Source organism: Leclercia sp. LSNIH8, assembly GCF_002920195.1.
GTDB lineage: Bacteria > Pseudomonadota > Gammaproteobacteria > Enterobacterales > Enterobacteriaceae > Enterobacter.
On sequence record NZ_PQJY01000003.1, the window covers coordinates 228,994 to 255,144 of the forward strand.

Genomic DNA, 26,151 nt, shown 5'->3' on the forward strand with positions numbered 1-26,151 from the left:
TGCTACTCCTTGTGGGTATTAACGACTTTACCCAGACCTGCGCCATTCAGCGTCACCTCGGGATCGGCAAAAAAGTCGATATTGAACACGGTGTCCTCGGTCATGAGTTCAATTCGATGCCATTTTTGCGGCGGAGAAATACCAAAGCTGCCGGCTTCAATCAACAGCTCCATATCAGGTTCAGTGGCGTCGCCGTCCGGAAATCCAAAGTATTTTACGGCGCCCTGCATCACGGACAGACGGCCATAGACCCCCGCTTTGGTGTTGTGATGGGTGAAAAGCGCGGCGGGTGCAGTCTCTTTAGTCCAGAAAGGAGTGGCACGGGTATGCACAAAATTGGCAGGAATACGTAACATCGTTAGCTCCTCAGGCGTGAGAACGCCCGGCAAATTTTAGAACCTCGGGTTCAACAAAAAAATCGATATTAAAGAGGGTATCGTCACTCATCAGCTCGATGTGATGCCAGCGTTCAGGCGGGAAAACAGCAAAATGGCCGCTTTCAATAATCAACGTGGTGTCCGGGTCGGGTGACGTTTCATCGGCATAACCCAGATAACGCACTGCACCTTGCATCACGCTAAGACGCGGATAGACGCCGGGACGGGTGCCGGTATCCAGATGGCGCCTGAAAAGGGCCGGCGGGGCAGTCTCTTTGTTCCAGAACGGTGTGGAACGGGTGTGAATAGAGTGTTGCGGAATACGCAGCATAACGTCCTCCCTGTGGATGAGGTCATTACAGCTCGGGTGATGGCTATTTTGTATCATAAATTGCATTTTAAATGCAACTTTAAAAGGGGTTCTTTTTCCAAGCTATACTTATCTACGTCGAAGGCCACAAAGGAGAGTCTGATGCTACAAGTTGATAAAGACAAATCCCGGAAAGTACCCGATTCGGGTAACAAAAAGCCTCAACCGGTTAAGAAGTAGAACCGGACTTCCAGGGCCGCAAAATGCGGTCCTGGTCAGCGTTTGTCCCGCCAGCTCCCGCCAAAAAGTTGTAGCAAGATATACCTAACTGTTATTACCACGCGAAAACTGTGGATAATGTGTAACAAAAATGCTTGATCCATATCAACATATGTCGCATATTGCGCGCGGTTATTGAACAGCACATTGGGTATTTGAAATGACGTTGTATCAAAAGATGTTAATGTTTTACGCCGTCATGGCGGCCATCAGCGCGCTTATCACCTGGTTTCTCTCTAAAGATCGCAAACGTATCCGCTTCCTGAGCGCCTTTCTGGTGGGCTCCACCTGGCCGATGAGTTTTCCGGTTGCGCTGCTGATTTCGCTTTTCTAGCTTACTCCTGACGGTCTGTTGTTTCCCTGGCAAATTCGCACGGTTTACTTCTTCTCTCTGAAAGTGGAGGGAACCCCACAGAAAACAGTGGCACGGTCGGCCTCCTCCGGCCTGCGGTCAACGCCTCAGCGATTTTCAGCCGGTCAAGGGGCCGCAGTAACTCTCACAATACCGATTTCACCGTGTTGGCGAACCACTGCGAGCGCTTTGCCCAGACGCTACTGGAAACCGACGACGCTGCCGAAAAGCTGGCGCGCGTGATGGAAGGGCTGCTGTATTACCGGGTAAGTTTTTACGCCGACACGCTCAACGCTGACTGCAAACGCCGGATGGACACGTGGCAATTGATACGTTGAACAACTGAGTTTGTAGGCCGGGCAAACGCAGTGCCGCCCGGCGCAACACTGCCGGGTGGCGGCTTCGCCTTACCCGGCCTACAAAACCCGACACGAATGTTAAAGCAATGAAATAACCCAGTAATAATAAAAGGCTTACAGCGGCTCCCTCGTCCGGCTGAAAATCGCCGAAGCGTTTCCGGAAGGCCGGGGCGGGGCGCAGGGACGCGCCGAGAGGGCATAGCCTGCATGGATGCAGGCTGGTGCCCGACCCGAAAGCCTGAAGGAATAAGCTGAGGGCCACCGCGAAGCGGCGATTTTCTTTGCCGGGAGCCGGGATTGTTAAGGGGGCGGCGATAGCCCCCTTAACACGTTCACGGGTGACGCGGTTTACAGAGAAGCAAGGAAAGTATGGTGAACGGAACCACCTTCACTGCCGCATGTTCCCCTCAGCCCACCGAGAGAAAGGTGGATTAGAGGGGTACAGACCGCTCCTGTGCCGTGTCTTACCGGCTAAGGTTCTTGCACCAGATCAGGCGAGCAAGGCCTGCAACGCTCTGCGATCGTCATGGGTAATATCATGTGGATGCTGATACCCGATGTTATCAATCGCCTGGGTATAGAGCGCCACCAGCCAGTCATAGACATAGGCCGTGGCTGCATGCACCGGCTGCTCTCCCAGGCGGGTCAAGCGTGGCGCAGTGCTGTTAACCACAGGCGTGACAAACACCGGCTGCCCTTTGCGGATGCGGCTGGCCGGGCGGGCGGAAGCCGGTGTCTGAGCGTAGCCTACCCATCCCACAAAATTGCCGAGTGCGGCATGCAGCTGTGCAGCGCTGCTTTTATCGGTATCAACAATCTTTTTCAGCTGCGCCAGCAGGTTCAGACGATAGCTGGCAATCACCAGCACATCGCCAATCTGCTGCAGGATCGCGGTATCCAGCCCCAGACGGCTGGCGACAGCTTCATCCCGGCTCCACTGGCGCAGATGGTTGATCCACACCTGATGGGCCAGACGGGCTTTGTCCGTCGGCTGCAACATCTCATCGCTATCCTGGGTGCTGTCGGCAAACAGGTCGATGGCATCGGTAAACAGGCCGTTGACCTGCTCTTCGCGCGGCTGCTGCACGGCGAGCAGCGTTTCAAAGGCGCGCAGCGGCGGGAGTAACCCCTCCAGCAGCTCGCCGTGACGGGCGGCGCTCCCCTGCAGGGCACGCACCATCGCTTCGGCGGTGCCGCGCTGGGCGTCAGGATCCTGAGTCAGCGGGGCCAGATACCCCCGCATCAGCTGATACAGTTCCCGCTGATGCTGCTGGCGTAACCCCTGCAAACGCGTCTCGCGCTGGGCGGGCAGCGTCGCCTGGGATAACCACTCAATCGCCCGCTGCATACTGCTGCTGTCCAGCGCCTGCAACGTTCCCCAGTGCTGGCCGGGTTTGCCGAGCAACTGCTGCACCGCTTCGTCGAGGTTGGAACGGCGGGTAAAGCGCGCGTCCTGGGGCGTAATCGCCCACACCAGCCCTGGCAGGGCGGCATCGTCGCCCGGCTGGGTCGCTTTCACCCAGTTAAGCAACATTTTCGCGGTGCGGGCGGTCTGGCCGTGATGGGCGGTGGCATTGCAGATCACCAGGACATCCGGCTGCAGCTGCTGGCGATAGTGCTCCAGCAGCCACTGCAGTTTCGCCTGGGCCAGCGGTGAATCGGGCTGCGCTGACGGGGCCGGAATATCAATAATATCCACTCCAGCCAGCGCGCTGTTTTCTACCGGCAGGATCAGCTCCCGGGTGAGCAGGGCCAGCACATCCAGCGGGATGCTGATGGCGTTAAGCAGCTCGCCGTTGTGTAGCGGATGCAGTACCGCCTGCTGGACCTCCGGCAGGGCGATATCGCCCCGGGTGAGGAACCCTTCGGTCGGCAGGCCAAAATTATCCACCAGCAGGCTCAGCGGCGCCGCCAGCGCCTGGGCGTGGCTGGTCTGGTGCAGAATCTGCGCCAGCTTGAGCCACTGCTGGGTCAGCTCCTGCTGTTCGCCCCACAGTAAGGACCAGACGCTGGCGCGGGTGCTCAGATCCAGCGACGGCAGCAGCAGGGCAAACTGGTGCCACAGGGCATCGTCCATCTGCTGGGCGGCGGCGGGCACCGTGTCGCGCCAGTAGCGGGCGATGGTGCCGACGTCGGCGGAGGTGATACCCGGTACGCTCTGAGGCTGGCGCAGGGCGCGCCATTTCTCCAGACGCGCCTCGATAACGGATTTATCCACCGCCGGGAGCGTGGCGCGGGCCAGAAACACCTGCACCAGTTCAGCTTCGGTGAGCAGGCTCAGGCGCAGCGGAAACGCGTCATCGGCCACCTCCGTTGCGGTGGGGGTAAAACGCAACGCCATGTTGGTCAGGGCGTGGCCGGGATTGATGTGTGAAAAATAGTCGAAGGTTCGCTGGCCGACAATCACGTTCATCCGCTGATTGTCGCTGCCGCACAGGGTGGCGAGCAGATGGGCTTTCGCCGCCTGGGAGTGACCATATAACCCGATGGTGCTCCCGGCGCTCAGCGCCCGCTGAATGGCCTTTTCCCGCGCGTCGGCCACCGCAAGTCTCGCCAGCAGGGCATCGGCGTCGTTATCGAGGAGCGGGGCGTGCTGACGCGTTGCGTTGATCCACCCGATTAATGCCTGAGTCGTGGTCGTCGTGGCTCTCATTTCAGGTATACGCTCCCGCTGTCGATCCAGTAATGGCTACCGCTGTGTCGGCGATCGGCCAGAGTATTCAGTTTAAAGGTCAGGGCATCGGCCGGCACCGGCGTACCGTCCTGTAGCCAGGCATCGCTCAGCTCAAAGGCTTCCGGGCCATCCTGTTTATTACCGCCGCACAGCTTCAGGCGCACGTTAAGCACCCCGTCTCCGGCAATGGATTTCGCCAGCTCCGCCGAGTTAATGCTCAGGGTATAGAGCGGGGTGGCAGGCCAACGGGCATTCGCCAGCTGACGGAAGCCCAGCGTCACGTTGCCGCGCAGCGGGAAGTGCAGGCGCGTATCCAGCTTCGCACCCGACTTGTCGAGGTCGATATCCTGATACCAGACGTTCTCCTCGCGCAGGGTATTTACCGTGTTATCCAGCACCCCGAGGTAGCGCACCGTCGAATAAGCGCCGATATCCGCCGCCTTAAAGTTAAAGCGCGGCAGGCGCAGATCCAGCGCCAGGCTACAGAGCATCGCCCCGACCGCCGCGGTGGATTTCGGGTTGCCGATGCGCCCCTGCTGGCTGAACGGATACCACTCATGCACCCGGTACTTATCCAGCCACACCATCCGGCTGACTGGCACCGGCTGCAGATGGCGGATCAGCGCCTGAACGCCAGGCAGACAGCCCGGACGCCCGGTGATCAGCAGAATATCGCAGGCGTAGTGGGAGATCGCCTCGGCCACCGCATGCAGCGGTGCCGCCAGGGTAAAGTGCCCGGCCAGCATCGCGTCCTGCATCTCGCGAAAGTTAACGTGCAGCGGGACGGCAAACAGGTCGAACGGTGCCGACCCGGCTGGCAGGGCGTGCTCGATGGCCTGTTGCAGGTAGTTCATCACGTTGCGCGTCGGCTTGCGGGTCAGCAGATCGCCAAAGGTGGCGTGCAGGCCGTCGAGGGGATCGTCAACGTCGCTAGCTTCCCACGCGGCGAGGATCGCATGACCAATCGGCATAAACAGCTGTAAAGCCGTCTGCTGGCGCAGCACCGCCTGAGTGTCGATGCGCCCGGAGTCGCCAAACAGCGAGGCCATCAGCAGAGACGCGTCGGCAATGCCCGATTTCTGCAGCTGGGTTTGCAGGGCGGGCAGGACGTAGCGCTGGATCACATCCAGCAGCGTGTCATCCCCTGCGATCTTAAAGCCTTCGCGGAACAGCAGCTGCGGGGTAATCTTGACGTTGCTGCCTGAGCCATCGTCGAGCTGGTAATGGGTGATGGCCATATCGGTGGTGCCGCCGCCGATATCAATCGAGGCCACGCGCAGGGCCCGGCCCGGCTGACAGCCCGGCTCCGGCTCGCGATCCGGGCGGGCAAGGGCGGCGAAAAAGGCTTCGGTCTGACCGTTGTAATGGGAGATGGCCTCGTTATAGAGCCACACTAACTGGCCGCAGCTGGCCTCATCCCACTCCATCTGGATCTCCGGCACCGGCACCACGCTCTTCTCCTGCTGTTTACGGCTGGAGAAGTCTTCATCCTGCGGGTGCCAGCCCATCGCTTTCCAGACGATGGCGATGGCTTCAAACATACGGCGGCGGAAGATCTCGCGCTCCTGCTTTGGCATCGCCGACGGCAGGGTGAGGATCAGGGTGCGCAGCTGGCGCGGTGACGCCGGGAAGCCAAGACGCAGACGGGTCGCCACGCTGTTGATCTGCCCCAGCGCCTGCGCCAGCAGCTCGCAGAGCATGTGGGTCATCAGGGTGCTGCGGCTGTACTGCGGCGAGAAGACCGGCAGACGTTCATCCTGCGGCAGGGTGAACAGCGGCTGGCCGTCATCGTTCATCAGGTTCATCAGCGGGAAGGCGGTCGCCAGCGGTTCGCGCTGGGTTTTGCTGTTCATCTGGCTGAAACGCCAGTCCTGTACCACCGGGGTTTCATCCCACAGATAGCGGCGCGGGCTGGAGATACCGCTGTTGCCTTCGGTGCCCAGTCGCTGGGTCGCCAGCTTGCGCGCTTCGTCGCCGACACGCACGATAGAGGGCCAGACAAAGGCGTCTTCGCGGCCGCTCTCCACTGAGAAGTGCTGCTTGCCGAAGCGGGCTTCGGAAAACTCCAGACGGCTGGTAAACAGCGGCTCGTTCAGGAACTGCGGTTCGCTCAGGGAGCGTACCTGTAGCTCGGCGGTCTGGCGCAGGCCGTCGTTGGCATCGCCGTGGTCTTCAATGATCACCCCGCAGGTGTGGGTGTTGCCGACATCGAGGATCAGATCCACCGGGATCGCCGGAGTGCTGAGGGTGTGGGTGACAAATTTGACTTCCGGCACCGTGAGCTGTTCGCCCAGCATTGCCAGAACGTTCAGCCAGTGCGCCTGGTACTCAAAGTTACGCATCGCCAGCTGGAGCTCGCGCTCGGCGCGGTTCTCCACGCCGGTGGCGTACTGGGTGAAGGCCTCTCGCAGCCAGCCGTCAATCCAGGTCTGGTCGAGGAAGTTCGCCACCTCGTCGTCGCGCCAGGCCAGCGCGAAACGGGTGCCGTTGAGAATGTCGTTTTCCACCGGCGACAGGGCGCTGGTGGCGTGGGCGGCGATCTGGCTGTCCAGCGCCAGGGTCACGCGGTGGCTGTTTCCGGCGTTATCCGGGGTCTCCAGCTTACGCACCTGCACGCGGGCCCAGTTGTCCGGGCCCTCAACGAAGGTGCGCGGCGGGTTAAAGCGCAGGAACGGCACCGGCAGCCAGACACCGTCGAGCACCGCCAGCGACTGCTGAAGCGGAATGGTGCTTTCGGGTTTCACCACTTCCGGCTGTCCGCCATTGGTAGCGGGCAGGGTATAGCGGCCATTCACCAGATCGAAATCGAGGCGCAGCAGGGGGCCGTTGGCGGTTTTACGCACAAACCGCCCGCTCTGGGCGGAGTCCTGCGGCGTCAGGCCAAAATCAAGAAACTGTACGCCGCTGTTCGCAATCAGCGTGACGCTCTGTTTGTAGTCGCAAAGGTTTACCAGCATAGGATCACGCACCTGCCTTCCTGAATGTCAATGGAACCACGGTCTTCGCGTCGTAGCGCGCGCTGCATTCCGCCACATCACTGGTGCCGGCCTTACAGGTAATTTCCGGCATCGGGTAGCGCGAGCCGTCAGCGCAGCGGGCGTGGCCCCGGGATTTGATCAGCAGCTCACCGTTGCTGTGCAGCCCGGAGAAGACCGCCACGCGGCAGACTACGTTGTCACCGTGCACCACGCGGGCAGAGCCTTTATTGTTCTGGATTTGATAGCGCAGTGAAGGCGGCTTGCCGGTGATCGGATCGGTGACATCCAGCATGACCCGCCAGCTACCGTTGAGGAAACGGGTTGAACCGGCTTTCACCTGGCCCGCGTCCATGACCAGCGCGTCTTTCGGGATGGCGGCAATCACCACCGGTTCCGCAGGGGCTGGCTCTTCGGCTTTAACGGCCACCACTTCAGCCTGATGCAGCGGCAGATTCAGTGGCAGAGGCTCAACTGCGGCAACGGGTTTGGGCTCAATCGCCACCGGGGCAGCAACAGCGGTTTTGACCGGCTCGGCGACAGGTGCCTGTTTTGGCCACAGCAGCGGGGCGGCAATGGCGGCCACCACCACGGCGGCAACCGGCAGCGGCCACAGCGGAACGCGACGTTTTTTTGCCTGCACCACCGGTGCGGCAGGCTCCGGTTTTGGCTCTGGCTCGCTGGCGCTCATTACCGGCGCGGGCTGCGCTTCGTAGAGGTCATTGGCGGTGATCTTCACCGTCGCCGGGGCAGCAACCAGCGGTTCATCGGCTTTTTCGAAGACGATGGCCGGGGCCGTTTCAGGCTCGGGTTCGGGCTCAGCCACTGGCGCGGGCATCGGGTCCGGCAGCAGGGAGGCGCGCAGGCAGTCGAGAATGTCATCCCGCGCGTTTTCATTGAGGTTCACAAAACCCCAGAAGGTGATCACCGGCTTGCCATCAACCAGGAAGAGGAAGTTTTCGCCGGGGAACTGAAACGCTTTGGAAAGCAGGGAACCAAACAGCTGCTGAGCGGTTTTTGGCGACTGAAGCGATTTTTTGCTCAGGGATTCGACACTAGACAGGGTGCCTTCCAGCAGGCGCAGCGCCCGAAAACGCGCATCTTCATCGGCGGCTTTCCAGCTTTTAACGGCGCCCTCAACCGGTGAGTACCAGTCCACCCGGTCGCCCTCATCATTGACCTGCGGAATGGCAAGGCAATCGACAATGGCTTGCTGTTTGCGCAGACGCAGCGCCTCACGGATTTGCAATGCTGATTCAAAAACGGCCTGTCCGCCGCCGCCAACGGCCTGAAAATCATCCAGATTGCCGCTGCGTAAAAGGGTTTTTGCCACGATTTGGTCCCATAGACTTTTTCACGCGTCTACTTTACGAAATCTGCCGGCAAACAAACGGCAGAAGAGACGGCAAAAGGGGCGATTTCTTGCAGCATTGCGGCGGTCGAAAGTGCTTGACGTTGAATGTACCTTAAGGCAAATCACCGTCTGGCAATTGGCGGGAAAATCAGCGGAAATAACTGCTTTAGAATAACCTGATAGTGTTTCGTTATTTGCCTGCGGGCAGGTGCTGTGCTGTTATTACCATTCTCTATAATAAAACCAAACAGGTAATAACCATGTCTACAGGGAAAACTCTCCTTGCGCTGGCGTTAAGCGCATTACTGCCAGCGGGTGCCGCTTGGGCGGCCAATAACGACACCATTATCTACTGCTCTGAAGCGTCACCGGAGTCGTTTAACCCGCAGATCGCCAGCTCCGGCCCGAGCTTTGTTGCCAGCTCACAGGTGCTCTATAACCGCCTGATTAACTTCGATCCGGTCAAAAATACTCCGGTGCCGTCGCTGGCGGAATCCTGGACCATCTCGCCGGATGGCAAAACCTATACTTTTACCCTCCGCAAAGGGGTGAAGTTCAACAGCAATAAATTCTTTAAACCCACCCGCGATTTTAATGCCGATGACGTTATTTTCTCGGTGATGCGTCAGAAAGACCCTAACCATCCATACCACAACGTCTCTCAGGGCAACTACGAGTACTTTAACGACGTCGGCCTGGATAAGCTGATCCAGGAGGTGAAGAAGATCGACGATAACCACGTGCAGTTTGTGCTGAGCGAACCGAACGCTGCCTTCCTCGCCGACTGGGGAATGGATTTCGCCTCGATCCTGTCGGCGGAATATGCCGACGCGATGCTGAAAAAAGGCACCCCGGAAAATGTCGATACCTGGCCGATCGGCACCGGACCGTATGTGCTCCAGCAGTATAAGGTTGACTCCCTTATCCGCTATATCGCCAACCCGAACTACTGGGATGGCGCGGTGCCGACCAAACATCTGATCTTCTCCATCACCCCGAACGTTGAAACCCGCCTCGCCAAGCTGCAAACCAACGAGTGCCAGATTATTCCTGCGCCATCGCCGGTGCAGTTTGACGTGATCAAGAAGAACAAAGACCTGACCCTTCACAGCGTCGATGCGCTGAACGTCGGCTACCTGGCGTTTAATACCGAGAAAAAACCGTTTGATAACGTGCTGGTGCGCCAGGCCCTGAACTACGCCACCGATAAAGAGGCTATTATCAACGCGGTATTTATGGGCTCCGGCACGGTGGCAAAATCGCCTATCCCGCCGAATATGATGGGCTTTAATAAAGATGTGCAGGACTACAGCTACGATCCGGAAAAAGCGAAAGCGCTGCTGAAACAGGCGGGGCTGGAGCAGGGCGCGGAAGTGTCCCTCTGGTCGATGCCGGTACAACGCCCTTACAACCCAAACTCGCGCCGCATCGCGGAGATGATCCAGAGCGACTGGGCGAAGGTGGGTGTTAAAGCGAAGATCGTCTCCTATGAGTGGGGCGAATACCTCTCCGGCATGCGTAAAGGCGAGCATGATAGCGCCCTGTTTGGCTGGATGTCGGATAACGGCGACCCGGATAACTTTGCCGACGTGCTGCTGGGCTGCGACAGCATCAAAACCGGCTCCAATGCTGCACGCTGGTGCGACAAGGGCTATGATGACCTGGTTCAGAAGGCGAAGCTCACCAGCGATCCCGCGGCGCGTGCGAAGCTCTACAGCCAGGCGCAGGAGATCTTCTATCAGCAGGCACCGTGGATTGCGCTGGCCAACGGCAAAACCTTCTTTGCTACCCGCAGCAATATTAGCGGATACAGCGTGAGCCTGATGGGAAGTGATTTCTCGAAGGCGAAAGTAAACTGACAGCGCGCCGGGTGGGGGCTTCGCCTTACCCGGCCTGTGTATGGCACCCGTAGGCCCGGCAAGCGTAGCGCCGCCGGGCAAGCTGAGAAGGAGTGACAATGTCACATTTAGAGGATGTTACCGCCCGCGTTGACGCAACGATTGCCGAAAGCGTGATTGCACATATGAATGAACTGCTGATCGAACTTAGCGAGGATAACGAGTTAAGCCGTGAAGATCGCTATACCCAGCAGCAGCGCCTGCGTAACGCCATCGCCCACCACGGTAAACAGTACAAAGAGGACCAGGAGGCCCGCCATGAGAGCCTGACCAAAGGCGGGGTGATCCTCTGATTCAGAACTGGCGTCTGGCCACCAGCCAGGCGCCAACCACCAGCAGCACCGCGCCGCATACCGGGCCGATCAGGGCTTTCAGCGGCACCCCCTGGCTGCGCACTACATCCATCACCAGACCCCCGATTAACTGGCTGGCAACCAGCACGGCGATGGTCGTCGCGGCCCCGACATACTGATAGCCGCTGATGCTGGCGAAGACAAAAAATGAGCCCAGCAGGCCGGGGATTAAGGTCCACCAGCGCACCGTGTGAACCAGCTCGCTGAACCCGGCGACGCCGTTTTTAATCAGCAGGATCGATACAAAGAGCACAATCCCCACCAGCGAGTTGAGCAGCATGGCGATAAGAATGGTGCTTGAGGTCTGGGTGATGCGCACCATCAGGGTGTTCTGCACCACCAGCCCAATGCCCGCCGCCACCAGAAATACCAGCGTCAGGGTCTGGTTCATCCGATGTTATCCGGTTCGCTGCGCTCATCGAGCTGAAGCTGCATAAAGGTCAGATCCAGCCAGCGGCCAAACTTGGTCCCCACCTGCGGCATCTGGCCAGTGGTGACAAAACCTAACGTTTCATGCAGATGTACAGAGGCATGATTCTGCGCTTCGATCCCGGCCACCATCACGTGCTTGCCGATGCGTCGGGCCTCAACAATAAGTTGCTCCATCAGCGCCCGCCCGATGCCTTTGCCCTGATGATCCGGATGCACATAAACCGAATGCTCAACCGTATGGCGGAACCCGTCAAAGGCGCGCCAGTCACCGAAAGAGGCATATCCCGTGACCACGCCATCGTGCTCACTGACCAGCACCGGATAGCCCATCAGCTGGCGCGCCTCGAACCAGGCGATGCGGTTATCGGTGTCCACGGTGGTATCGTTCCAGATGGCGGCGGTATGCAGTACAGCGTGGTTATAAATCTCGCCGATAGCGGCGCAATCCTCTTTAGTGGCGTGACGAATAAGCATCTGAAACCTCGGGGTGTGTTGTTCACTATAGTAGTACGCGATGTCACGATATTACACAAACAGTTGCTGAAAACGCTACGGCATAACACATATCTTTTCGTTATGAAAAAAGCCAGTGGTAATCCATTACTTTCTCTATAGTATGGCGTGATGAATATTCTGTCAGACAATATGAATCAACGGATCAGCGCGCGTATTCGGCTTGAACGCGAGTCGCGTGGATGGTCCCTGAGCGAGCTTGCCGAGCGGGCGGGCGTGTCACGAGCGATGATCCATAAAATCGAACGCGGCGACAGCAGCCCGACCGCCACCTTGCTGGCCCGTCTCTCTGGCGCGTTTGGCATCAGCATGTCGACCCTTATTGCCCGCGCCGAGATGCAGGAGGGCAAGCTGCTGCGCTTTGAAAGCCAGCCTGTCTGGCGCGACCCACAAACCCACTATCTGCGTCGACACGTCTCGCCGCGTACCGATCTGCCTATCGACCTGGTGCAGGTTGAATTGCCCGGCAACAGCGATGTACCGATGCCCGCCTCCTCTTATGCCCTTGCGCGCCAGCTTATCTGGCTTCAGTCGGGGGAGCTGGTGTTTCAGGAGGGGGATACCCGCCATGAAATGCGGGCCGGAGATTGTCTGGAATTAGGCCCGCCGAACGACTGCCGGTTTATTAACGAAAGCGGCGAGCCGTGCGTCTACCTTGTCGTCAGGCTTAACCAGTCCGGCTCATAATGTTAAAGCGGGCAGGGGAAGATGAGGCTAGGCTCTAAGGACGTTTCTATAAAAAGGAGTGAGGTATGAGTCAATCTTCAACGCAAAATCGTCAATGGGTTCTGGCTTCTCGTCCCCATGGTGCCCCCACCGCTGATAACTTTCGTTTAGAAACCACCGACATCCCTCAGCCCGCCGACGGCCAGCTTCTGCTGCGCACGATGTGGCTCTCTCTTGACCCTTATATGCGTGGCCGCATGAGCGACGCGCCCTCTTATTCGCCGCCGGTAGAGATTGGTGCCGTAATGGTGGGCGGTACCGTCAGCCGCGTTGAGGCCTCGAACCACCCTGACTATCAGCCGGGTGAATGGGTGCTCGGCTACAGCGGCTGGCAGGAGTATGAACTCTCCGACGGCAACGGGCTGGTGAAACTGGGTGAGAACCCGGAACACCCTTCATGGTCGTTAGGTATTCTGGGCATGCCCGGTTTTACCGCCTACATGGGACTGCTGGATATCGGCCAACCGAAAGCGGGTGAGACCCTGGTGGTGGCCGCGGCGACCGGCCCGGTAGGTTCCACCGTTGGGCAGATTGGCAAGCTGAAAGGCTGCCGGGTGGTAGGCGTTGCCGGTGGGGCGGAGAAGTGCCGTCACGCCACCGAGGTGCTGGGCTTCGACCAGTGCCTGGATCATCATGCGGATGACTTTGCCGAACAGCTTAAACAGGCGTGTCCGCAGGGGATTGATATCTACTACGAAAATGTCGGCGGTAAAGTGTTTGACGCGGTGCTGCCGCTGCTCAATACCCAGGCGCGCGTACCGGTCTGTGGGCTGGTGAGCGGATACAACGCCACCGACCTGCCGCCAGGGCCGGATCGTCTCGGGTTGCTGATGGGCACCATCCTGAAAAAACGCATCCGCATGCAGGGGTTCATCATCAACCAGGATTATGGCCACCGCATCGAAGAGTTTCAGCAGCAGATGGGGCAGTGGGTCAAAGAGGGCAATATCCACTATCGCGAACAGGTGACGGATGGCCTGGAAAATGCGCCCGATGCGCTGATTGGCCTGCTGGAGGGAAAAAACTTCGGCAAAGTCGTGATACGTGTCGCGAACAATAACGAATAGTACCAGGTATGGCGGATTATTCCGCCATACTAAACTGTGCAAAATTCAAAATAACGTCTTTAATTATACAGGCATAGAATAAACGAAACGCGGTATACAAAACGGGGTCTTTTATTTTTTCAATCACACAAAGTTATGATTGATAGTTTTCTTTTGACGTAAATCAGGCATGCGATACAGGATATATCAAATACTCAGCGGTCCTTATTTAACCGTCTGTGAAATTAAGTTAAGTGTGGGTAACAGGAACAGAACATGCTGGATTTGGACAATTTAGAAAAAGCTCAACGAATGAGCCTGACGATGCAGGTTGAGGTGAGTCTGAAAAGCGCGCTGATTGCCGGCGCGTTAAAGCCAGGCGCACGGCTCGTCACCAAAGATATTGCGGATAAACTCGGTACCAGTATTACTCCTGTTCGTGAAGCGCTGCTGCGGTTGGTCTCCGCGGGCGCGCTGCACGCGACCCCGGCGCAGGCTTTTCTGGTGCCGGAAGTCACTTTAGAGCGTTATAGCGAAGTCAATGCTATTCGTAAGTCGCTGGAATGCATGGCTGTCGCGGCGGCATGCAATCAGATGACCGACGAAAAGCTAGAGACGCTGCGCGATCTTTCAGAAAAATTTCACGATGCGATGAGCAATGGCGAGGTGGAGCGCGCGCTTCACTCCAACCGGGCTTTTCGTTTTACGCTCTATCACTATGCCGACATGCCCACGCTGATATCGCTTATCGAACAGCTATGGGTGCGCATCGGGCCCTGTTTTAACTGTCTCTACGATCCAGACATTGTATTGCCGAGCCGCTCCTATCGTTACGATGAGCTGCTTGATGCCCTTGCGAAGGGCGATCAGGAAGCCAGCCGGGCGGCGATTGATAAAGCGATCGACGAAGCGAATGAAATATTAATCAGGCAGTTTGCAAACTAACAGGGCCAGAAATAAACGAAGCGGTAATTTCGCTAAATATGAGCTGTTTCTTTTTTCCGGCAGACAAGCTGCTGCCGGAAAGTTTATTTATTAGCCTACTGATAAGACCAGCTTAACTATGAAATAACCCTGACCTCTGCCGATAACCTTAAAAGGCACATTCGCCTTTTAAGGAGCCAGGAATGAGTGTCAGTCAACGATTACGTAATATAAAAATGAGCAGAAAGCTCGCGGCGGGTTTTGGTCTGGTACTGCTGCTGGTTGCAGTATCGACCTTGCTCAGCGTGATGCGCTTTAAAGAAATTCGCGACGTTTACCAGCAAACCAACCTGATCTACAACATCAATATCGAGGTCTTCCAGGCCAAGATCAACCGCCTCAAATTCCTCTATAACGGTGACGAAAAGTCCGGCCAGCTGATGGCAAATTACGTCAAACATGCCGTTGAACTGACCGAAGAGGCTCGTGAGCTGGAGTGGACGGCAAAAGAGAGGGCCATTGTTGAGGCGATTGCCGGGCACCTTGCCCGTTTTGGCAGCAGCGTGACGGAAATGCAGAGCGCGATGACGGCCTGGAACGCAAACAAAAACGACCCGGCGGCCACCGCGGCGCTGAAAGCTGCGGAAGACAAAGTCAAAACCGCTGGCGACGACAGCAGCGCCTCAATCCGCGAGATCATTGCTCTGGTCAAAACGCATAATGATTCGCTGGCCTATAGCTCCAGTACCATCACCGCCATTATTGGCGTGGCGGCGATCCTCTTCGGTATCCTGGTCTCCTGGTGGGTGACCCGCCAGATCACCCGTCCGGTAAAACAGAACCTGCAGCTGGCCGAGCGTATCGCCAGCGGCGATCTCAGCTCCGATATCCACCCGCAGGGAGAAGACGAACTGGGCAAACTGACCGGGGCGATGGGCAGGATGAACGATAAACTGCGCTTGATGATTGGCGAGGTGCGCAGCAGCGTGGCGCAGGTGTCGCTGGCCGCCAGCGAAATTGCCGAAGGGAACACCGATCTCTCCTCTCGTACCGAGCAGCAGGCTGCGGCAGTCGTGCAGACCGCCGCCAGTATGGAAGAGCTCACCGCCACGGTGAAGAACAACGCCGATAACGCCCGTCACGCCAGCCAGCTGGCGGCCGAGGCCTCGCAGACTGCGACCCAGGGCGGACGGGTGATGCGCGACGTGGTCAGCACCATGAGCGATATCAACACCAGCTCGCAAAAAATCACCGATATTACGGCGGTGATCAACAGCATCGCCTTCCAGACCAATATTCTGGCCCTCAACGCAGCCGTGGAAGCGGCGCGCGCCGGGGAGCAGGGGCGGGGCTTTGCGGTGGTGGCCAGCGAAGTGCGCAGCCTCTCCCAGCGCAGCTCTCAGGCGGCGAAGGATATCGAGCAGCTGATCAGCGAGTCGGTCTCCCGCATCTCTACCGGCAGCGAGCTGGTGGCGAAAGCCGGGCAGACCATGGAGCAGGTGGTGGATTCCGTCACCCGCGTAAATGACATCATGGGCGAGATCTCCTCGGCCTCGGAAGAGCAGAGCCGTGGTATCGAGCAGATCTCCCGGGCGGTGATGGAGCTGGATACCACCACCCAGAAGAACGCCTCGCTGGTAGGCGCCTCGTCGACGGCGGCAGGGGCGCTGGAAGATCAGGCCCGTCTGCTGGAGTCGCTGGTGGCGGCGTTCCGTCTGGAACAGCGCGCACAGATGGCATAAAACAAAACCGGCAGCCTGGGCTGCCGGTTTTTTTATCACTCGAAGCGATACGAGACGGAAAGGCCCACCCCATAGTTACGCCCCGGTGCCGGTTCGTAGTAACGCCCGTTTGATTCGTTCACAATCACCGAGCCGACATACTCTTTGTCGAACAGGTTATCCACGCGACCAAAGATGTCCATGCCCCAGTTGCCCATATTCAGCTTATAGCCGGTGTTCAGACCCACAACGGTATAAGAGGGCGCTTTGGCGCTGTTTTCGTCATCAGCTTCGATGTCGCTCATATAACGCACATCCGATCCCGCATACCACCCCTCGACCGGCTGCCAGCCAAAGGAGGCATAGCCCATGTTGCGGGCAATGCCCGGCATCCGGTTGCCGTTACAGTCGCTATCGCCACAGACGTTGGTGCGATAGGTGGCATCCAGATAGGTCCACGCCATTTTCAGCTTCCAGTTTTCAGCAAACTGCTGATCCAGAGAGAGCTCCACCCCCTGACGGCGGGTTTTACCGGCGTTTTTATAGCTGGTGCGGCCGCCCGCGCTGGCGTCAACGACGATCTCATCGTCGGTATCGGTACGGAACAGCGCCGCAGTGAACAGGCCATTGCCGATGCGCGTTTTGCTTCCCACCTCGTAGGTGTTGTTGGTGGATGGCTTGAGGCCAAAGTTCAGGCCGCTCTGGTTATCGGAACGGTAGGAGAGCTCGTTGATGGTCGGGGTCTCAAACCCGCGGCCCGCGGCGGCATAGAGGTTCCAGGCGTCGGTTACGCGGTACTTCAGCGCCCCGGCCGGGAGCCATTTGTGGTAGCTGGCCTCACCGCTGTCGTCGCCGTTAGCGCCCTGCACGTAGTGGTCGTTAGAGTCGAACCACACGGAGCTGTAGCGCACGCCCGCGTCGAGGGAGAGCTTCTGTGTCAGCTGCCAGTTGGTTTGCAGGTAGGGATCGACGTTCCACATCAGGTTGCGCTCATCGCGGCGCTTCGCCCCTTTCTGGCCATAATCCGGCACGCCGTTGTTCATCACGAAGTTTTCATACCCGCGACGATCTTCGCTGAGGTTTTCGTAATTCAGACCGGTGGTGAAGGTCATCGGCACCAGCAGCTCACCACGGTGAGTCCAGCGGGTGTCGATCCCCTGATAGTGGCGCTGCATGTCGATCACGCCGCCGGCGTGAGTAGGGCGCAGCTGTGGCTGGTAGGGAATCGACTGATACTGGGTCATCTCACGTTCACCGGCGTAGGCCATCACGCTGAGGTCGTCCTGGGCGCTGAGCTGGCGCTCATAGCGCAGGCCCGCCTGGGTCTGCTTGATGGTTTTGCGGGTGTTGTACTGATCGCCGCGCGGCGACTGGCGCGGGTTATCCCGCCACTCCTGATAGTCCAGCCCGCCGGGATCGTTGGCTTTCATATCCACGCTGTTGAAAATCAGGCTCAGCTTGCTGGCGTCGTCGATGCGTACGCCCAGCTTGGCGTTGGCGAGATTTTTACGCGCGCCGCTGTGGTCGCGATAGCCGTGGGTGGTGAAGCGGGTGGTGGAGACGGTGTAATCCACATCCCCCGGCTGGGTGCCGTCGCCCATCGCGCCGGTGGCCTTCAGACCGTAGCGCCAGCTGCCGTAGCTGCCGTAATAGCTGCTGGCCTCGACGGTGTTCGGCTCACGCCCGGTTTCGGTGGTCATGTTTACCACTCCGCCGGAGGCGTTGCCATAGAGGGCGGAAAACGGCCCGCGCAGCACTTCCACGCTCTCAATGCTGTTGAGATCGATATTCGAGGTTTGCCCCTGACCATCCGGCATCGTCGCCGGGATACCGTCCACATAGAGACGAATGCCGCGCACCCCAAAGGTGGAGCGGGCGCCAAAACCTCGGGTTGAGAGCTGGAGATCCTGGGCGTAGTTCTGTCGGTTCTGGATCTGTAATCCCGGCACGCTGCCGAGGGATTCAGAGAGGTTAATGCGCGGGGTCGCATGACGTATATCCTCGCCGTTAACCACGCTGACCGCGGCAGGGGTATCTAACTCTGAGAGCGATTGTGGTGACGCGCTGACGATCATGGTCTGTTCGTCGGCCGCCATCGCTGCGACAGGGGCTAAAACAACAGGAACCAACAGCAGGGGGAGCGTTGCCCTGCGGGCAGAAAAGATTTTCATGAATTAAAAAACCGCTTAAAAGAAAGACGAACCAAATGGAACATGTGCGGGTATGGTAAATCTTTTGTAAATATTTTGAAAACCATAACCGCACGTAGCGTTAACCCAAGTGTAGGTTAAATCAGCGAATAAGCTTGATGCGATCAAGAATTACTCCACAATGAGATAAATAATGATTACTATTCTCATCCATAATCAGGCGAAGCGATGACTTTGCCAGCCGGAAGCGATGTCAGCGGTACCATTTACTCGAAAGGGAGTTGTTATGAATTTACGTCACCTGTGCTCGCCGCGTCTGCGTAGCTCACTGCTGTTGGGGTCTTTGCTGGTAGCCGGTTCTTTTAATGTTCATGCCGCAGAAGAGATGCTGCGTAAAGCAGTGGGTAAAGGCGCATATGAAATGGCCGTCAGCCAGCAGGAAAATGCGCTGTGGGTTGCCACCACCCAGAGCCGCAAAATGGATAAAGGTGGGGTGGTCTACCGCCTCGATCCGCTGACGCTGGAAGTGACGCAGGCCATTCATAGCGACCTGAAGCCGTTTGGCGCCACCATCAATAACGCCACCCAGACCCTGTGGTTTGGTAACACCACCAACAGTGCGGTAACGGCCATTGACGCGAAAACCGGTGACGTGAAGGGCCGTCTGGTGCTGGACGATCGTAAGCGCAGCGAGACTGTGAAACCGCTGCAACCGCGTGAGCTGGTGGCGGATGACACCACGAACACCGTCTATATCACCGGTATCGGCAAAGAGAGCGTGATTTGGGTGGTGGACGGCGAAACGCTGAAGCTGAAAGAGACCATTACCGGCACCGGCAAATTCAGCACCGGTCTGGCGCTGGATGCCCAGGCGAAGCGTCTCTACACCACCAACGGTGACGGCGAGCTGGTGACCATCGACACCGCGACCCACAAAATCATCGCGCGTAAGAAGTTGCTGGACGACGGTAAAGAGCACTTTTACCTGAACCTGAGCCTGGATGTTAAGGGCCAGCGTGCGTTCATCACCGACTCTAAGCAGCCGGAAGTGCTGGTTGTCTCCCTGAAAGATGGCAGCATCATCAACAAGGTGGCAGCCCCGGAATCTCTGGCGGTGCTGTTTAACCCGGCCCGGGACGAAGCCTACGTCACCCACCGTGAGGCGGGCAAGGTGAGCGTGATTGACGCCAAAACCTACAAAGTGACCAAAACGCACGACACGCCGACCTTCCCGAACAGCCTGGCGCTCTCCGCCGACGGCAAAACCCTGTACGTGACGGTGAAGCAGAAGTCGACCCGCCAGCAGGAAGCCACCCAGCCTGATGACGTGATCCGTATCGCGCTGTAAGTTCAGTGCCGGGTGGCGGCTGCGCCTTACCCGGCCTACGAATGTATGCGGGTTTTGTAGGCCCGTGCAAGCGCAGCGCCGCCGGGCAAAAAGGCGGGTGCGGCTTCGCCTTTATTGCGCGCGCTGGCACAGGCCGCTTGCCAGGTGCGTAAATACCTTAATAATGTCCGGCAGCGCCTTCTGCGGATCCTGGCTGGCGGCGATCCACAGTGCGGCATTCATGGCCGCGCTGTTTAACATATAGGCCGCAGCGCCCGCATCCACAGGCTTAATCACGCCGCGTTCGAGCATCTTGAGGATGCTCTGGCGCGTCGATTCAAGGCAGCTTAACTGACCGGGCCACTGGGCGGGATCGCCGAGAAAAGCGGGGCCATCAAGCAGCACGATGCGTCGCACCTCCGGGTCAAGCGCCATTTTGATATAGGCGATCCCTTCCGCCAGCAGTCTTTCCCAGTCATCACTCACATCAGCGGCCTCAGCCTTCGCACGCTGTGCCATATCTCGATCTATCTGGTCGACAACGGCGGCGAGTAGCCCCTTTTTATCACCAAAATTGTGGTACAGCGCCCCGCGGGTAAGGCCGACGCTGGCGGTTAATTCATCCATGGATGCGGCGGCAAAGCCGTTTTCCGCAAAGGCTTTCCGTGCAGCCATCAGCAGTTTTGCACGGTTCTCTTCCATCGTTTCGCTGCGGCGTCTGGCAACCATAATCTCTCCATCTTCATTTGACATACGCGGCGTATGTGTGATTAATTTGACATACGCCGCGTATATTAAATCATCTTTATGCGCTGCGCTTTGCCTTTTCCAACGTTGATACAGTACAGGATACCTTATGATCCAGCGCGAACCGGTTTTCCCCGCTAACCGTCATGCTCTTTATGAAGAACACGGTTATTCTGCCGCCATCCGTTCCGGCGATTTGCTGTTTGTTTCGGGTCAGGTAGGAAGCCGCGTCGATGGCACCCCCGAGCCCGATTTCGCCGCTCAGGTGCAGCTTGCGTTTGATAATCTTAAAGCAACCCTTGCCGCGGCGGGGTGTACCTTTGACGATCTGATTGATGTGACAACCTTCCACACTGATCCTGAGAATCAGTTCCCGACGATCATGCAGGTCAAACAGGCGATTTTCCCGCAGGCCCCTTATCCGAACTGGACCGCCGTCGGTGTCACCTGGCTTGCCGGATTTGATTTCGAAATTAAGGTCATCGCGCGCATCCCTGCTCCGGTTGTGTAGGCCCCGGGCAAAAAAAAGGGAAGGCATTTGCCTTCCCTTTTTAATTGAAGCGATTAACGCGACGTCTCTTCCACCAGCGGACCGTCGAGCTTGCCTTCATCCGGGTGCTTTGGCGCGGTGCTGTGGACCGCATGTACGCGCTTGCGCACACCGAACCAGCCCGCCACCAGCAGGATCGCCAGCAGCGGGATGGTGGCGATGGTGTAGGTGCCGTTCGGATAGTCGAACGCCATCAGCACCAGCACGCTGAACAGGAAGAGCAGGGTCAGCCAGGAGGTGACCGGCGCGCCCGGCATTCTGAAGCTTACCGGAGCGGCGGTGCCTTCTTTGATCGCCTTGCGCAGACGCATCTGGCACACCACGATAAAGGCCCAGGAGGCGATAATGCCCAGCGCCGCAACGTTCAAGACAATCTCAAAGACCTGGGACGGCACCAGATAGTTCAGGAATACGCCAAAGACATAGACCACCAGCGTCGCCAGAATGCCCGCGTATGGCACCTGCTGCTTGCTCATTTTCGACATAAACCGCGGTGCGGAGCCGCCCATCGACATGGAGCGCAGAATACGGCCCGTGGAGTAGAGACCGGAGTTCAGGCTGGAGAGCGCCGCGGTCAGCACCACGATGTTCATGATGCTGCCCACGTACGGCACGCCGAGCTTCGAGAAGAAGGTCACGAACGGGCTCTGGCCTGCCTGATAGGCATTCCACGGCAGGAGCAGAACCAGCAGCACCACGGAGCCGACATAGAAGAGGCCGATACGCCAGATCACGCTGTTAATCGCTTTGGGTACGGTTTTCTCCGGCTCTTTACATTCGCCCGCCGCGGTGCCCACCAGTTCAATGGAGGCAAAGGCGAACACCACGCCCTGGACCAGCACCAGGGCAGGCAGCAGGCCGTGCGGGAAGAAGCCGCCGTTATCGGTGATCAGGTGGAAGCCGGTCATGTTGCCATCCAGCGTTTTGCCGCTGCCGAGGAACACGGTGCCCACCACCAGGAAGATGACGATCGCCAGCACTTTTACCAGCGCAAACCAGAACTCCATCTCAGCGAACCACTTTACGCCGATCATGTTCATGGTGCCGACAATCGCCAGCGCGCCAAGGGCAAACACCCACTGCGGCACATCGCCAAACGCGCCCCAGTAGTGCATATAAAGGGCCACGGCGGTGATATCCACGATCCCGGTCATCGCCCAGTTAACAAAGTACATCCAGCCCGCCACGTAAGCGGCTTTCTCACCGAGAAACTCACGGGCATAAGAGACGAAGCTGCCGCTGGACGGACGGTGTAACACCAGCTCGCCAAGGGCACGCAGAATAAAGAAGGAGAAGATCCCGCACACCAGATAAACCAGTGCCAGAGCCGGGCCAGCCATCTGCAGACGTGCGCCTGCACCTAAAAACAGCCCGGTACCGATAGCGCCGCCGATGGCAATCATCTGCACCTGACGGTTGCCCATCGCCTTGTGATAGCCCTCTTCGTGGGCGTTCAACCAGCGACGTTTCGCAGCGTGATGATCGGCTGCGCTTTTATTGCTTGTTTTCATTGAGTTACCTGTTTGCCTGTCTGAATCAAGAACATCGTGTCCATAACCGGCGGTCGACAATACAAACGATTGCTCTCGCGCGGAAATATTCTGCCTTTCCAGTCATTCTGCGTATGGATAAGGCAAAACATGGCGAAGCATCCTACCTGCAATTAATAAACGACGCAAAAAATAACGGCGTGAAAGTGATGCATGCTGAAGTAAATATTTTGTGCCGGATAGCAGGCTAGTTTCGACGTAACGCCGCCACCAGTAAGGCAAAGGCGGTGGTGTGCTGGCGGCGGCTGGGGTAGTAGAGGTGGTAGCCATCAAACACCGGGCAGTATGCCTCCAGCGTACGGACCAGCCGCCCACGATCGATGGCCTCCTGCGCTGTTTCCTCCGGGACATAGGCCAGCCCCAGGCCCGCCTGTGCGGCATCCAGACGCTGGGGCAGGCTATTCAGGATAAGCTGTCCCTCTACCCGGACGCGGATCTCCTCTCCCTTATGGACAAACTCCCAGGCATACAGGCCACCCCGCGTCGGCAGGCGCATGTTGATGCAGCGGTGATTCGCCAGCTGCTCGGGGGTTTGCGGTTCACCGTAGCGGGCAAAATAGTCCGGAGAGCCGACCACTGCCATCCGCATGTCCGGCGCGATGCGCACCGCAATCATATCCTTCGCAACCTGCTCCCCCAGGCGCACCCCGGCATCAAAACGCCCGTCGACGATATCCGTCAGGCCGTTATCTATCGTCACCTCTACATTGATGTCCGGGTACTGAACCATAAAGGGTTTGAGCACCGGCCACAGCACCGCGCTCATCGCATGCTCCCCTGCGGTGATGCGGATATTACCCGCCGGTATATCCCGCATATTGCGCAGCGCGGTTAGCGCCTGTTCCATCTCCAGCAGGTGGGGGCTTAAGCGCATAATGAGCTGCTCGCCCGCTTCGGTGGGGGCCACGCTGCGGGTGGTTCGGGTAAGCAGGCGCATATCCAGCCGGGCTTCGAGGTTGCGCATGGCATGGCTGAGGGCAGACTGGGAGACGCCAAGTTGGGCCGCAGCGCGGGTAAAACTGCGCTCCCGGGCGACCACCATAAATGACAGCAAGTCGTTAAAGTTCTCTTTCAGCATCAGGATTTCCGGATATATGAATTTGATTCATCATTCCTTTCTGATTATGCAGTCTAATCCTCCCCACCGGCATGCGCTACTGTTAACGCAACAGCAAACGAGGAGTCAGCATGAAAATTATCCGCAGCGGTTCATTACCTTCCGTCCGGGGACCAGAGGCCTGGTTTACCGGCACCGTACGTATCGACGCACCTTTTCAGGCCACCGAGCCCGCGAAAGTGGGCGGGGCGACCGTCACTTTTGAACCCGGAGCGCGCACCGCGTGGCATACGCATCCGCTGGGGCAGACGCTGATCGTTACCCAGGGTCGCGGCTGGCTACAGGCGTGGGGTAAAGAGGCTGAAGTCCTGAATCAGGGCGATATCGCCTGGATCCCACCGGGCGTTAAGCACTGGCACGGTGCCTGCGCGCAGACCGCGATGACCCATATCGCCATCGCCGAAGCGGTGAACGGCAGCCCGGTGGACTGGCTGGAGAAAGTCACCGACGAGCAGTATCCGCAGGGGTAGAAAATCGGTTTTTGATAAAGGTGATCAGCGAAACGCCATTGGGATGCACAATGGCGTGCAGCGCCCGGGTATAGTCAAGCACCAGCCCGGGCGTCCAGGCCATATTGGTGGCGCGTTTGCGCAGCTGCGCGGCGATCCACAGCTCCGGAATGAGCAGCAGCCGCAAAAAACCGCCCCGGGTACAGCGCTCTTTCAACACGCCATCCAGAGCCGCTTCAAGGGCATACGCCACACTGCTGGAGCAGTTGCGCCAGGTGAGGTTATAGGTTTCGGTCTGGCGGTACTGCGTCCAGAAACTGTTAAGCGACGCCGCATTAAAAATGGAGAAGTGGATTTTGCGGTCGGACTCGCACCAGATCCCCGCCTCATAGCGATAGTCAGGTTGGTATTTCCCCGCCACGGTGTTCGCCTCCACCGCTTTGAGCAGATTAAAAAACTCGGAGGGGGAACGGTCGATCTCCGCTGCCGGATAGAGGCTGATGTAGAGGTGGGGAGGGCACTCCAGCGCCGCATGGCCGGTGGATATCACCCCGTTGGCATCCACGGCGGCGATATAGCGGTTAATGACCGGGCGCGGCAGGGTCTGCTGTTTTGCCGATCCTTCCGGGGTCCAGACATGCACAATCAGCTGATTGCCCGGCGTGTTTGTCACGGTGGGCGGCAGCGCCTCGCGCCGGGCGGGGATCAACGTCTGCGGGGCGAGAATATCAAATACCGAGCGGCCATGACGGACCTGCCGCATCCGCAGGGAGAGGAGCACCGACTGCACCCCGCCGGTGAGCATGACCATGCCGATAAACTGCGAGACGGTGCCGTCATGCTGCGTTGGAAAGGGCAGGAACAGAAAAATGGCGAACAGGATCTGTGCCACCCCCGCGAGCAGCGCTCGCCGCCAGTGGGTAAAGCGCACCACCACAGCAGAGGCGATGGTGAACAGGCCGGTAATGAAGTACGCCAGCCCAAAGACGATGGCCAGCGCCAGCGTGCCGTCGTGGCGTCCGGATAAAATCAACATGGCGATGAGCAGGAACAGACCGCCCTTGAAGTAAAAGATGCCGCGCTGGGTTCCTTTCGCCGCCGACCCTAATGTCAGGGATACCAGACTGTCGAGCAGCAGAAACAGGCCAAAGATATGCAGCGGAAAGTGCAGCCCGCCCTGCAAGCCATCGATAAAAATGGCCAGCCCAAGCCCGCCCCAGAGCACACCCGCCAGCATAAAGTAAGGTGCCGCTTTCCGGACAAATGCCGCACCGGCGAGCAAAAAGGCGATCTGCAGCATCGTTAAACCTCCCCCTGCGGCGTGGTCTGAAACAGGCTTCCTCTCTCGCCGGACCAGAAGGCGACAATCACCGGGCGATCTTTATCCGCCATCAGCAGCATATTGCGCTCTGTTATCGACACCGGTGGGCGGTCCGCCAACGCCAGGCTAAAACGAAAGGGCTCGGTTACGGGCTGACCCTGCGCCACCGCCTGCCAGCGGGCAACCATCTGTTGCTTCTGCTTTGCATCGGGAACCCGGGCGAGCAGGGCTTCCCGGCTGGTGAGAGGGGCTAATGCGGCACTTAGGCGCGGGTCGGCATGAGACTCCCAGAGCAGACGACCACTTTCAGGATCCAAAGAGTACGCCACGCCCTGAAAACGGCCATCCCCTGGACGGTGTGTTTTCTGGGCGCGGATAAAGACCAGCAGCAGGGCGGCCGCGGAAAGGTAGCACTGTGCCAGCAATATCGACTCTTCCGGCGTCAGGCGGGCAAAATAGAAGGGGCCGGTCTCCCGCCATGAGGCGTAGATAACCACCGCGCTAAAGAGAATAAAGGCCAGCGACGCCAGACGATTACCGCACACCACGGTGGTTGCGGTCAGCAGGATCAACGGCAGGCAGGCCAGGGAGTAAATCAGGGCGATATTGTCGCCGCGATCGGGCACATCGCTAAAGATGAACAGGGT

Annotated in this window: 24 protein-coding genes; 11 read left to right on the top strand and 13 right to left on the bottom strand. The window is 58.4% G+C overall.

All coding sequences use genetic code 11. The annotated features are described in order from the left end of the window. Window positions 1–2 precede the first annotated feature (2 nt). A complete protein-coding gene (locus C3406_RS09560) occupies window positions 3–356 on the bottom strand; it encodes a TehB family protein (RefSeq protein WP_103822051.1) in 354 nt (117 codons plus the stop codon). Between the two features lie 10 nt (window positions 357–366). Beyond that, a complete protein-coding gene (locus C3406_RS09565) occupies window positions 367–708 on the bottom strand; it encodes a TehB family protein (RefSeq protein WP_103822050.1) in 342 nt (113 codons plus the stop codon). 418 nt (window positions 709–1,126) lie between these two features. Between C3406_RS09565 and C3406_RS09570 the strand changes: the two genes are divergently transcribed. After that, window positions 1,127–1,300, top strand: coding sequence for a GhoT/OrtT family toxin (locus C3406_RS09570; protein ID WP_032610845.1), 174 nt, complete (start codon window positions 1,127–1,129; stop codon window positions 1,298–1,300). 182 nt (window positions 1,301–1,482) lie between these two features. Beyond that, on the top strand, window positions 1,483–1,656 hold the full coding sequence (locus C3406_RS26150; protein ID WP_158250551.1) for a hypothetical protein: 174 nt from the start codon (window positions 1,483–1,485) through the stop codon (window positions 1,654–1,656). Window positions 1,657–2,167: 511 nt separating this feature from the next. Here C3406_RS26150 and C3406_RS09575 read toward each other — a convergent pair. Genes C3406_RS09575 through C3406_RS09585 form a run of 3 tightly spaced genes read right to left on the bottom strand, consistent with a single transcriptional unit; the run spans window position 2,168 to window position 8,659 of the window. After that, window positions 2,168–4,330 carry a virulence factor SrfC family protein gene (locus tag C3406_RS09575; protein ID WP_103822049.1) on the bottom strand — a complete coding sequence of 721 codons (2,163 nt, stop codon included), beginning with the start codon at window positions 4,328–4,330 and terminating at the stop codon, window positions 2,168–2,170. Next, window positions 4,327–7,308: a virulence factor SrfB gene (locus C3406_RS09580; RefSeq protein WP_103822493.1), complete on the bottom strand. Its 2,982-nt coding sequence runs from the start codon at window positions 7,306–7,308 to the stop codon at window positions 4,327–4,329. Before C3406_RS09580 ends, C3406_RS09575 begins: the two co-directional genes overlap by 4 nt. Window positions 7,309–7,312: 4 nt before the next feature. Beyond that, a complete protein-coding gene (locus C3406_RS09585) occupies window positions 7,313–8,659 on the bottom strand; it encodes an SrfA family protein (protein WP_103822048.1) in 1,347 nt (448 codons plus the stop codon). 281 nt (window positions 8,660–8,940) lie between these two features. Between C3406_RS09585 and C3406_RS09590 the strand changes: the two genes are divergently transcribed. Continuing rightward, window positions 8,941–10,539 carry an ABC transporter substrate-binding protein gene (locus C3406_RS09590; RefSeq protein WP_103822047.1) on the top strand — a complete coding sequence of 533 codons (1,599 nt, stop codon included), beginning with the start codon at window positions 8,941–8,943 and terminating at the stop codon, window positions 10,537–10,539. A 98-nt stretch (window positions 10,540–10,637) separates the two neighbouring features. After that, window positions 10,638–10,871 (top strand): YdcY family protein, encoded by a 234-nt coding sequence (locus C3406_RS09595; RefSeq protein ID WP_103822046.1) that lies wholly within the window; start codon window positions 10,638–10,640, stop codon window positions 10,869–10,871. A 1-nt stretch (window position 10,872) separates the two neighbouring features. Here the strand turns inward: C3406_RS09595 and C3406_RS09600 are convergent, their stop codons facing one another. After that, window positions 10,873–11,322: a DMT family transporter gene (locus tag C3406_RS09600; RefSeq protein ID WP_103822045.1), complete on the bottom strand. Its 450-nt coding sequence runs from the start codon at window positions 11,320–11,322 to the stop codon at window positions 10,873–10,875. Beyond that, a complete protein-coding gene (locus C3406_RS09605; protein ID WP_103179695.1) occupies window positions 11,319–11,837 on the bottom strand; it encodes a GNAT family N-acetyltransferase in 519 nt (172 codons plus the stop codon). Before C3406_RS09605 ends, C3406_RS09600 begins: the two co-directional genes overlap by 4 nt. Before the next feature lie 150 nt (window positions 11,838–11,987). On the opposite strand from C3406_RS09605, the gene C3406_RS09610 reads away from it, so the two are divergent. The 4 genes from C3406_RS09610 to C3406_RS09625 all read left to right on the top strand — a co-directional run bounded on the left by C3406_RS09610 (window position 11,988) and on the right by C3406_RS09625 (window position 16,314). Continuing rightward, on the top strand, window positions 11,988–12,563 hold the full coding sequence (locus C3406_RS09610) for a helix-turn-helix domain-containing protein (protein ID WP_103822044.1): 576 nt from the start codon (window positions 11,988–11,990) through the stop codon (window positions 12,561–12,563). 65 nt (window positions 12,564–12,628) lie between these two features. Continuing rightward, the gene (locus C3406_RS09615; RefSeq protein WP_103822043.1) at window positions 12,629–13,669 is read left to right on the top strand and encodes an NADP-dependent oxidoreductase; all 1,041 of its coding nucleotides are present in this window, start codon (window positions 12,629–12,631) and stop codon (window positions 13,667–13,669) included. A gap of 255 nt (window positions 13,670–13,924) precedes the next feature. Next, window positions 13,925–14,593: a GntR family transcriptional regulator gene (locus tag C3406_RS09620; RefSeq protein WP_103822042.1), complete on the top strand. Its 669-nt coding sequence runs from the start codon at window positions 13,925–13,927 to the stop codon at window positions 14,591–14,593. Between the two features lie 182 nt (window positions 14,594–14,775). After that, complete coding sequence (locus C3406_RS09625) at window positions 14,776–16,314, top strand: methyl-accepting chemotaxis protein (RefSeq protein ID WP_103822041.1); 1,539 nt, start codon at window positions 14,776–14,778, stop codon at window positions 16,312–16,314. A 35-nt stretch (window positions 16,315–16,349) separates the two neighbouring features. On the opposite strand, the gene pqqU is transcribed toward C3406_RS09625, so the two are convergent. Next, the gene (gene pqqU / locus C3406_RS09630) at window positions 16,350–18,464 is read right to left on the bottom strand and encodes a TonB-dependent receptor PqqU (protein ID WP_103822040.1); all 2,115 of its coding nucleotides are present in this window, start codon (window positions 18,462–18,464) and stop codon (window positions 16,350–16,352) included. Window positions 18,465–18,729: 265 nt separating this feature from the next. Between pqqU and yncE the strand changes: the two genes are divergently transcribed. Next, the gene (yncE, locus tag C3406_RS09635) at window positions 18,730–19,791 is read left to right on the top strand and encodes a 7-bladed beta-propeller protein YncE (protein ID WP_103822039.1); all 1,062 of its coding nucleotides are present in this window, start codon (window positions 18,730–18,732) and stop codon (window positions 19,789–19,791) included. A 111-nt stretch (window positions 19,792–19,902) separates the two neighbouring features. Here the strand turns inward: yncE and C3406_RS09640 are convergent, their stop codons facing one another. Then, window positions 19,903–20,499 carry a TetR/AcrR family transcriptional regulator gene (locus tag C3406_RS09640; protein ID WP_103822038.1) on the bottom strand — a complete coding sequence of 199 codons (597 nt, stop codon included), beginning with the start codon at window positions 20,497–20,499 and terminating at the stop codon, window positions 19,903–19,905. Between the two features lie 127 nt (window positions 20,500–20,626). Between C3406_RS09640 and C3406_RS09645 the strand changes: the two genes are divergently transcribed. Beyond that, on the top strand, window positions 20,627–21,028 hold the full coding sequence (locus C3406_RS09645; protein ID WP_103822037.1) for a RidA family protein: 402 nt from the start codon (window positions 20,627–20,629) through the stop codon (window positions 21,026–21,028). 53 nt (window positions 21,029–21,081) lie between these two features. On the opposite strand, the gene ansP is transcribed toward C3406_RS09645, so the two are convergent. Both ansP and C3406_RS09655 read right to left on the bottom strand, forming a co-directional pair. Further along, entirely contained in the window at window positions 21,082–22,578 is a 1,497-nt protein-coding gene (ansP, locus tag C3406_RS09650; protein ID WP_103822036.1) for an L-asparagine permease, read from the bottom strand. Window positions 22,579–22,804: 226 nt separating this feature from the next. After that, window positions 22,805–23,695, bottom strand: coding sequence for a LysR family transcriptional regulator (locus C3406_RS09655; RefSeq protein WP_103822035.1), 891 nt, complete (start codon window positions 23,693–23,695; stop codon window positions 22,805–22,807). Window positions 23,696–23,805: 110 nt separating this feature from the next. Here C3406_RS09655 and C3406_RS09660 point away from each other — a divergent pair, with 110 nt between their 5' ends. Continuing rightward, window positions 23,806–24,204, top strand: a complete 399-nt coding sequence (locus C3406_RS09660) for a (R)-mandelonitrile lyase (RefSeq protein ID WP_103822034.1) — start codon at window positions 23,806–23,808, stop codon at window positions 24,202–24,204. Here the strand turns inward: C3406_RS09660 and C3406_RS09665 are convergent. Beyond that, window positions 24,176–25,483: an HdeD family acid-resistance protein gene (locus tag C3406_RS09665; RefSeq protein ID WP_199182702.1), complete on the bottom strand. Its 1,308-nt coding sequence runs from the start codon at window positions 25,481–25,483 to the stop codon at window positions 24,176–24,178. The genes C3406_RS09660 and C3406_RS09665 overlap by 29 nt on opposite strands. A 2-nt stretch (window positions 25,484–25,485) precedes the next feature. Further along, window positions 25,486–26,130 carry a hypothetical protein gene (locus tag C3406_RS09670; protein ID WP_103822033.1) on the bottom strand — a complete coding sequence of 215 codons (645 nt, stop codon included), beginning with the start codon at window positions 26,128–26,130 and terminating at the stop codon, window positions 25,486–25,488. Window positions 26,131–26,151: the final 21 nt, after the last annotated feature.

Coding starts and splice junctions, on each gene's coding strand:
- C3406_RS09560 (WP_103822051.1), bottom strand. CDS start 356: ATGTTACGTATTCCTGCCAATTTTGTGCATACCCGTGCCACTCCTTTC.
- C3406_RS09565 (WP_103822050.1), bottom strand. CDS start 708: ATGCTGCGTATTCCGCAACACTCTATTCACACCCGTTCCACACCGTTC.
- C3406_RS09570 (WP_032610845.1), top strand. CDS start 1,127: ATGACGTTGTATCAAAAGATGTTAATGTTTTACGCCGTCATGGCGGCC.
- C3406_RS09575 (WP_103822049.1), bottom strand. CDS start 4,330: ATGAGAGCCACGACGACCACGACTCAGGCATTAATCGGGTGGATCAAC.
- C3406_RS09580 (WP_103822493.1), bottom strand. CDS start 7,308: ATGCTGGTAAACCTTTGCGACTACAAACAGAGCGTCACGCTGATTGCG.
- C3406_RS09590 (WP_103822047.1), top strand. CDS start 8,941: ATGTCTACAGGGAAAACTCTCCTTGCGCTGGCGTTAAGCGCATTACTG.
- C3406_RS09595 (WP_103822046.1), top strand. CDS start 10,638: ATGTCACATTTAGAGGATGTTACCGCCCGCGTTGACGCAACGATTGCC.
- C3406_RS09600 (WP_103822045.1), bottom strand. CDS start 11,322: ATGAACCAGACCCTGACGCTGGTATTTCTGGTGGCGGCGGGCATTGGG.
- C3406_RS09605 (WP_103179695.1), bottom strand. CDS start 11,837: ATGCTTATTCGTCACGCCACTAAAGAGGATTGCGCCGCTATCGGCGAG.
- C3406_RS09610 (WP_103822044.1), top strand. CDS start 11,988: ATGAATATTCTGTCAGACAATATGAATCAACGGATCAGCGCGCGTATT.
- C3406_RS09615 (WP_103822043.1), top strand. CDS start 12,629: ATGAGTCAATCTTCAACGCAAAATCGTCAATGGGTTCTGGCTTCTCGT.
- C3406_RS09620 (WP_103822042.1), top strand. CDS start 13,925: ATGCTGGATTTGGACAATTTAGAAAAAGCTCAACGAATGAGCCTGACG.
- C3406_RS09625 (WP_103822041.1), top strand. CDS start 14,776: ATGAGTGTCAGTCAACGATTACGTAATATAAAAATGAGCAGAAAGCTC.
- pqqU (WP_103822040.1), bottom strand. CDS start 18,464: ATGAAAATCTTTTCTGCCCGCAGGGCAACGCTCCCCCTGCTGTTGGTT.
- yncE (WP_103822039.1), top strand. CDS start 18,730: ATGAATTTACGTCACCTGTGCTCGCCGCGTCTGCGTAGCTCACTGCTG.
- C3406_RS09640 (WP_103822038.1), bottom strand. CDS start 20,499: ATGGTTGCCAGACGCCGCAGCGAAACGATGGAAGAGAACCGTGCAAAA.
- C3406_RS09645 (WP_103822037.1), top strand. CDS start 20,627: ATGATCCAGCGCGAACCGGTTTTCCCCGCTAACCGTCATGCTCTTTAT.
- ansP (WP_103822036.1), bottom strand. CDS start 22,578: ATGAAAACAAGCAATAAAAGCGCAGCCGATCATCACGCTGCGAAACGT.
- C3406_RS09655 (WP_103822035.1), bottom strand. CDS start 23,695: ATGCTGAAAGAGAACTTTAACGACTTGCTGTCATTTATGGTGGTCGCC.
- C3406_RS09660 (WP_103822034.1), top strand. CDS start 23,806: ATGAAAATTATCCGCAGCGGTTCATTACCTTCCGTCCGGGGACCAGAG.
- C3406_RS09665 (WP_199182702.1), bottom strand. CDS start 25,483: ATGCTGCAGATCGCCTTTTTGCTCGCCGGTGCGGCATTTGTCCGGAAA.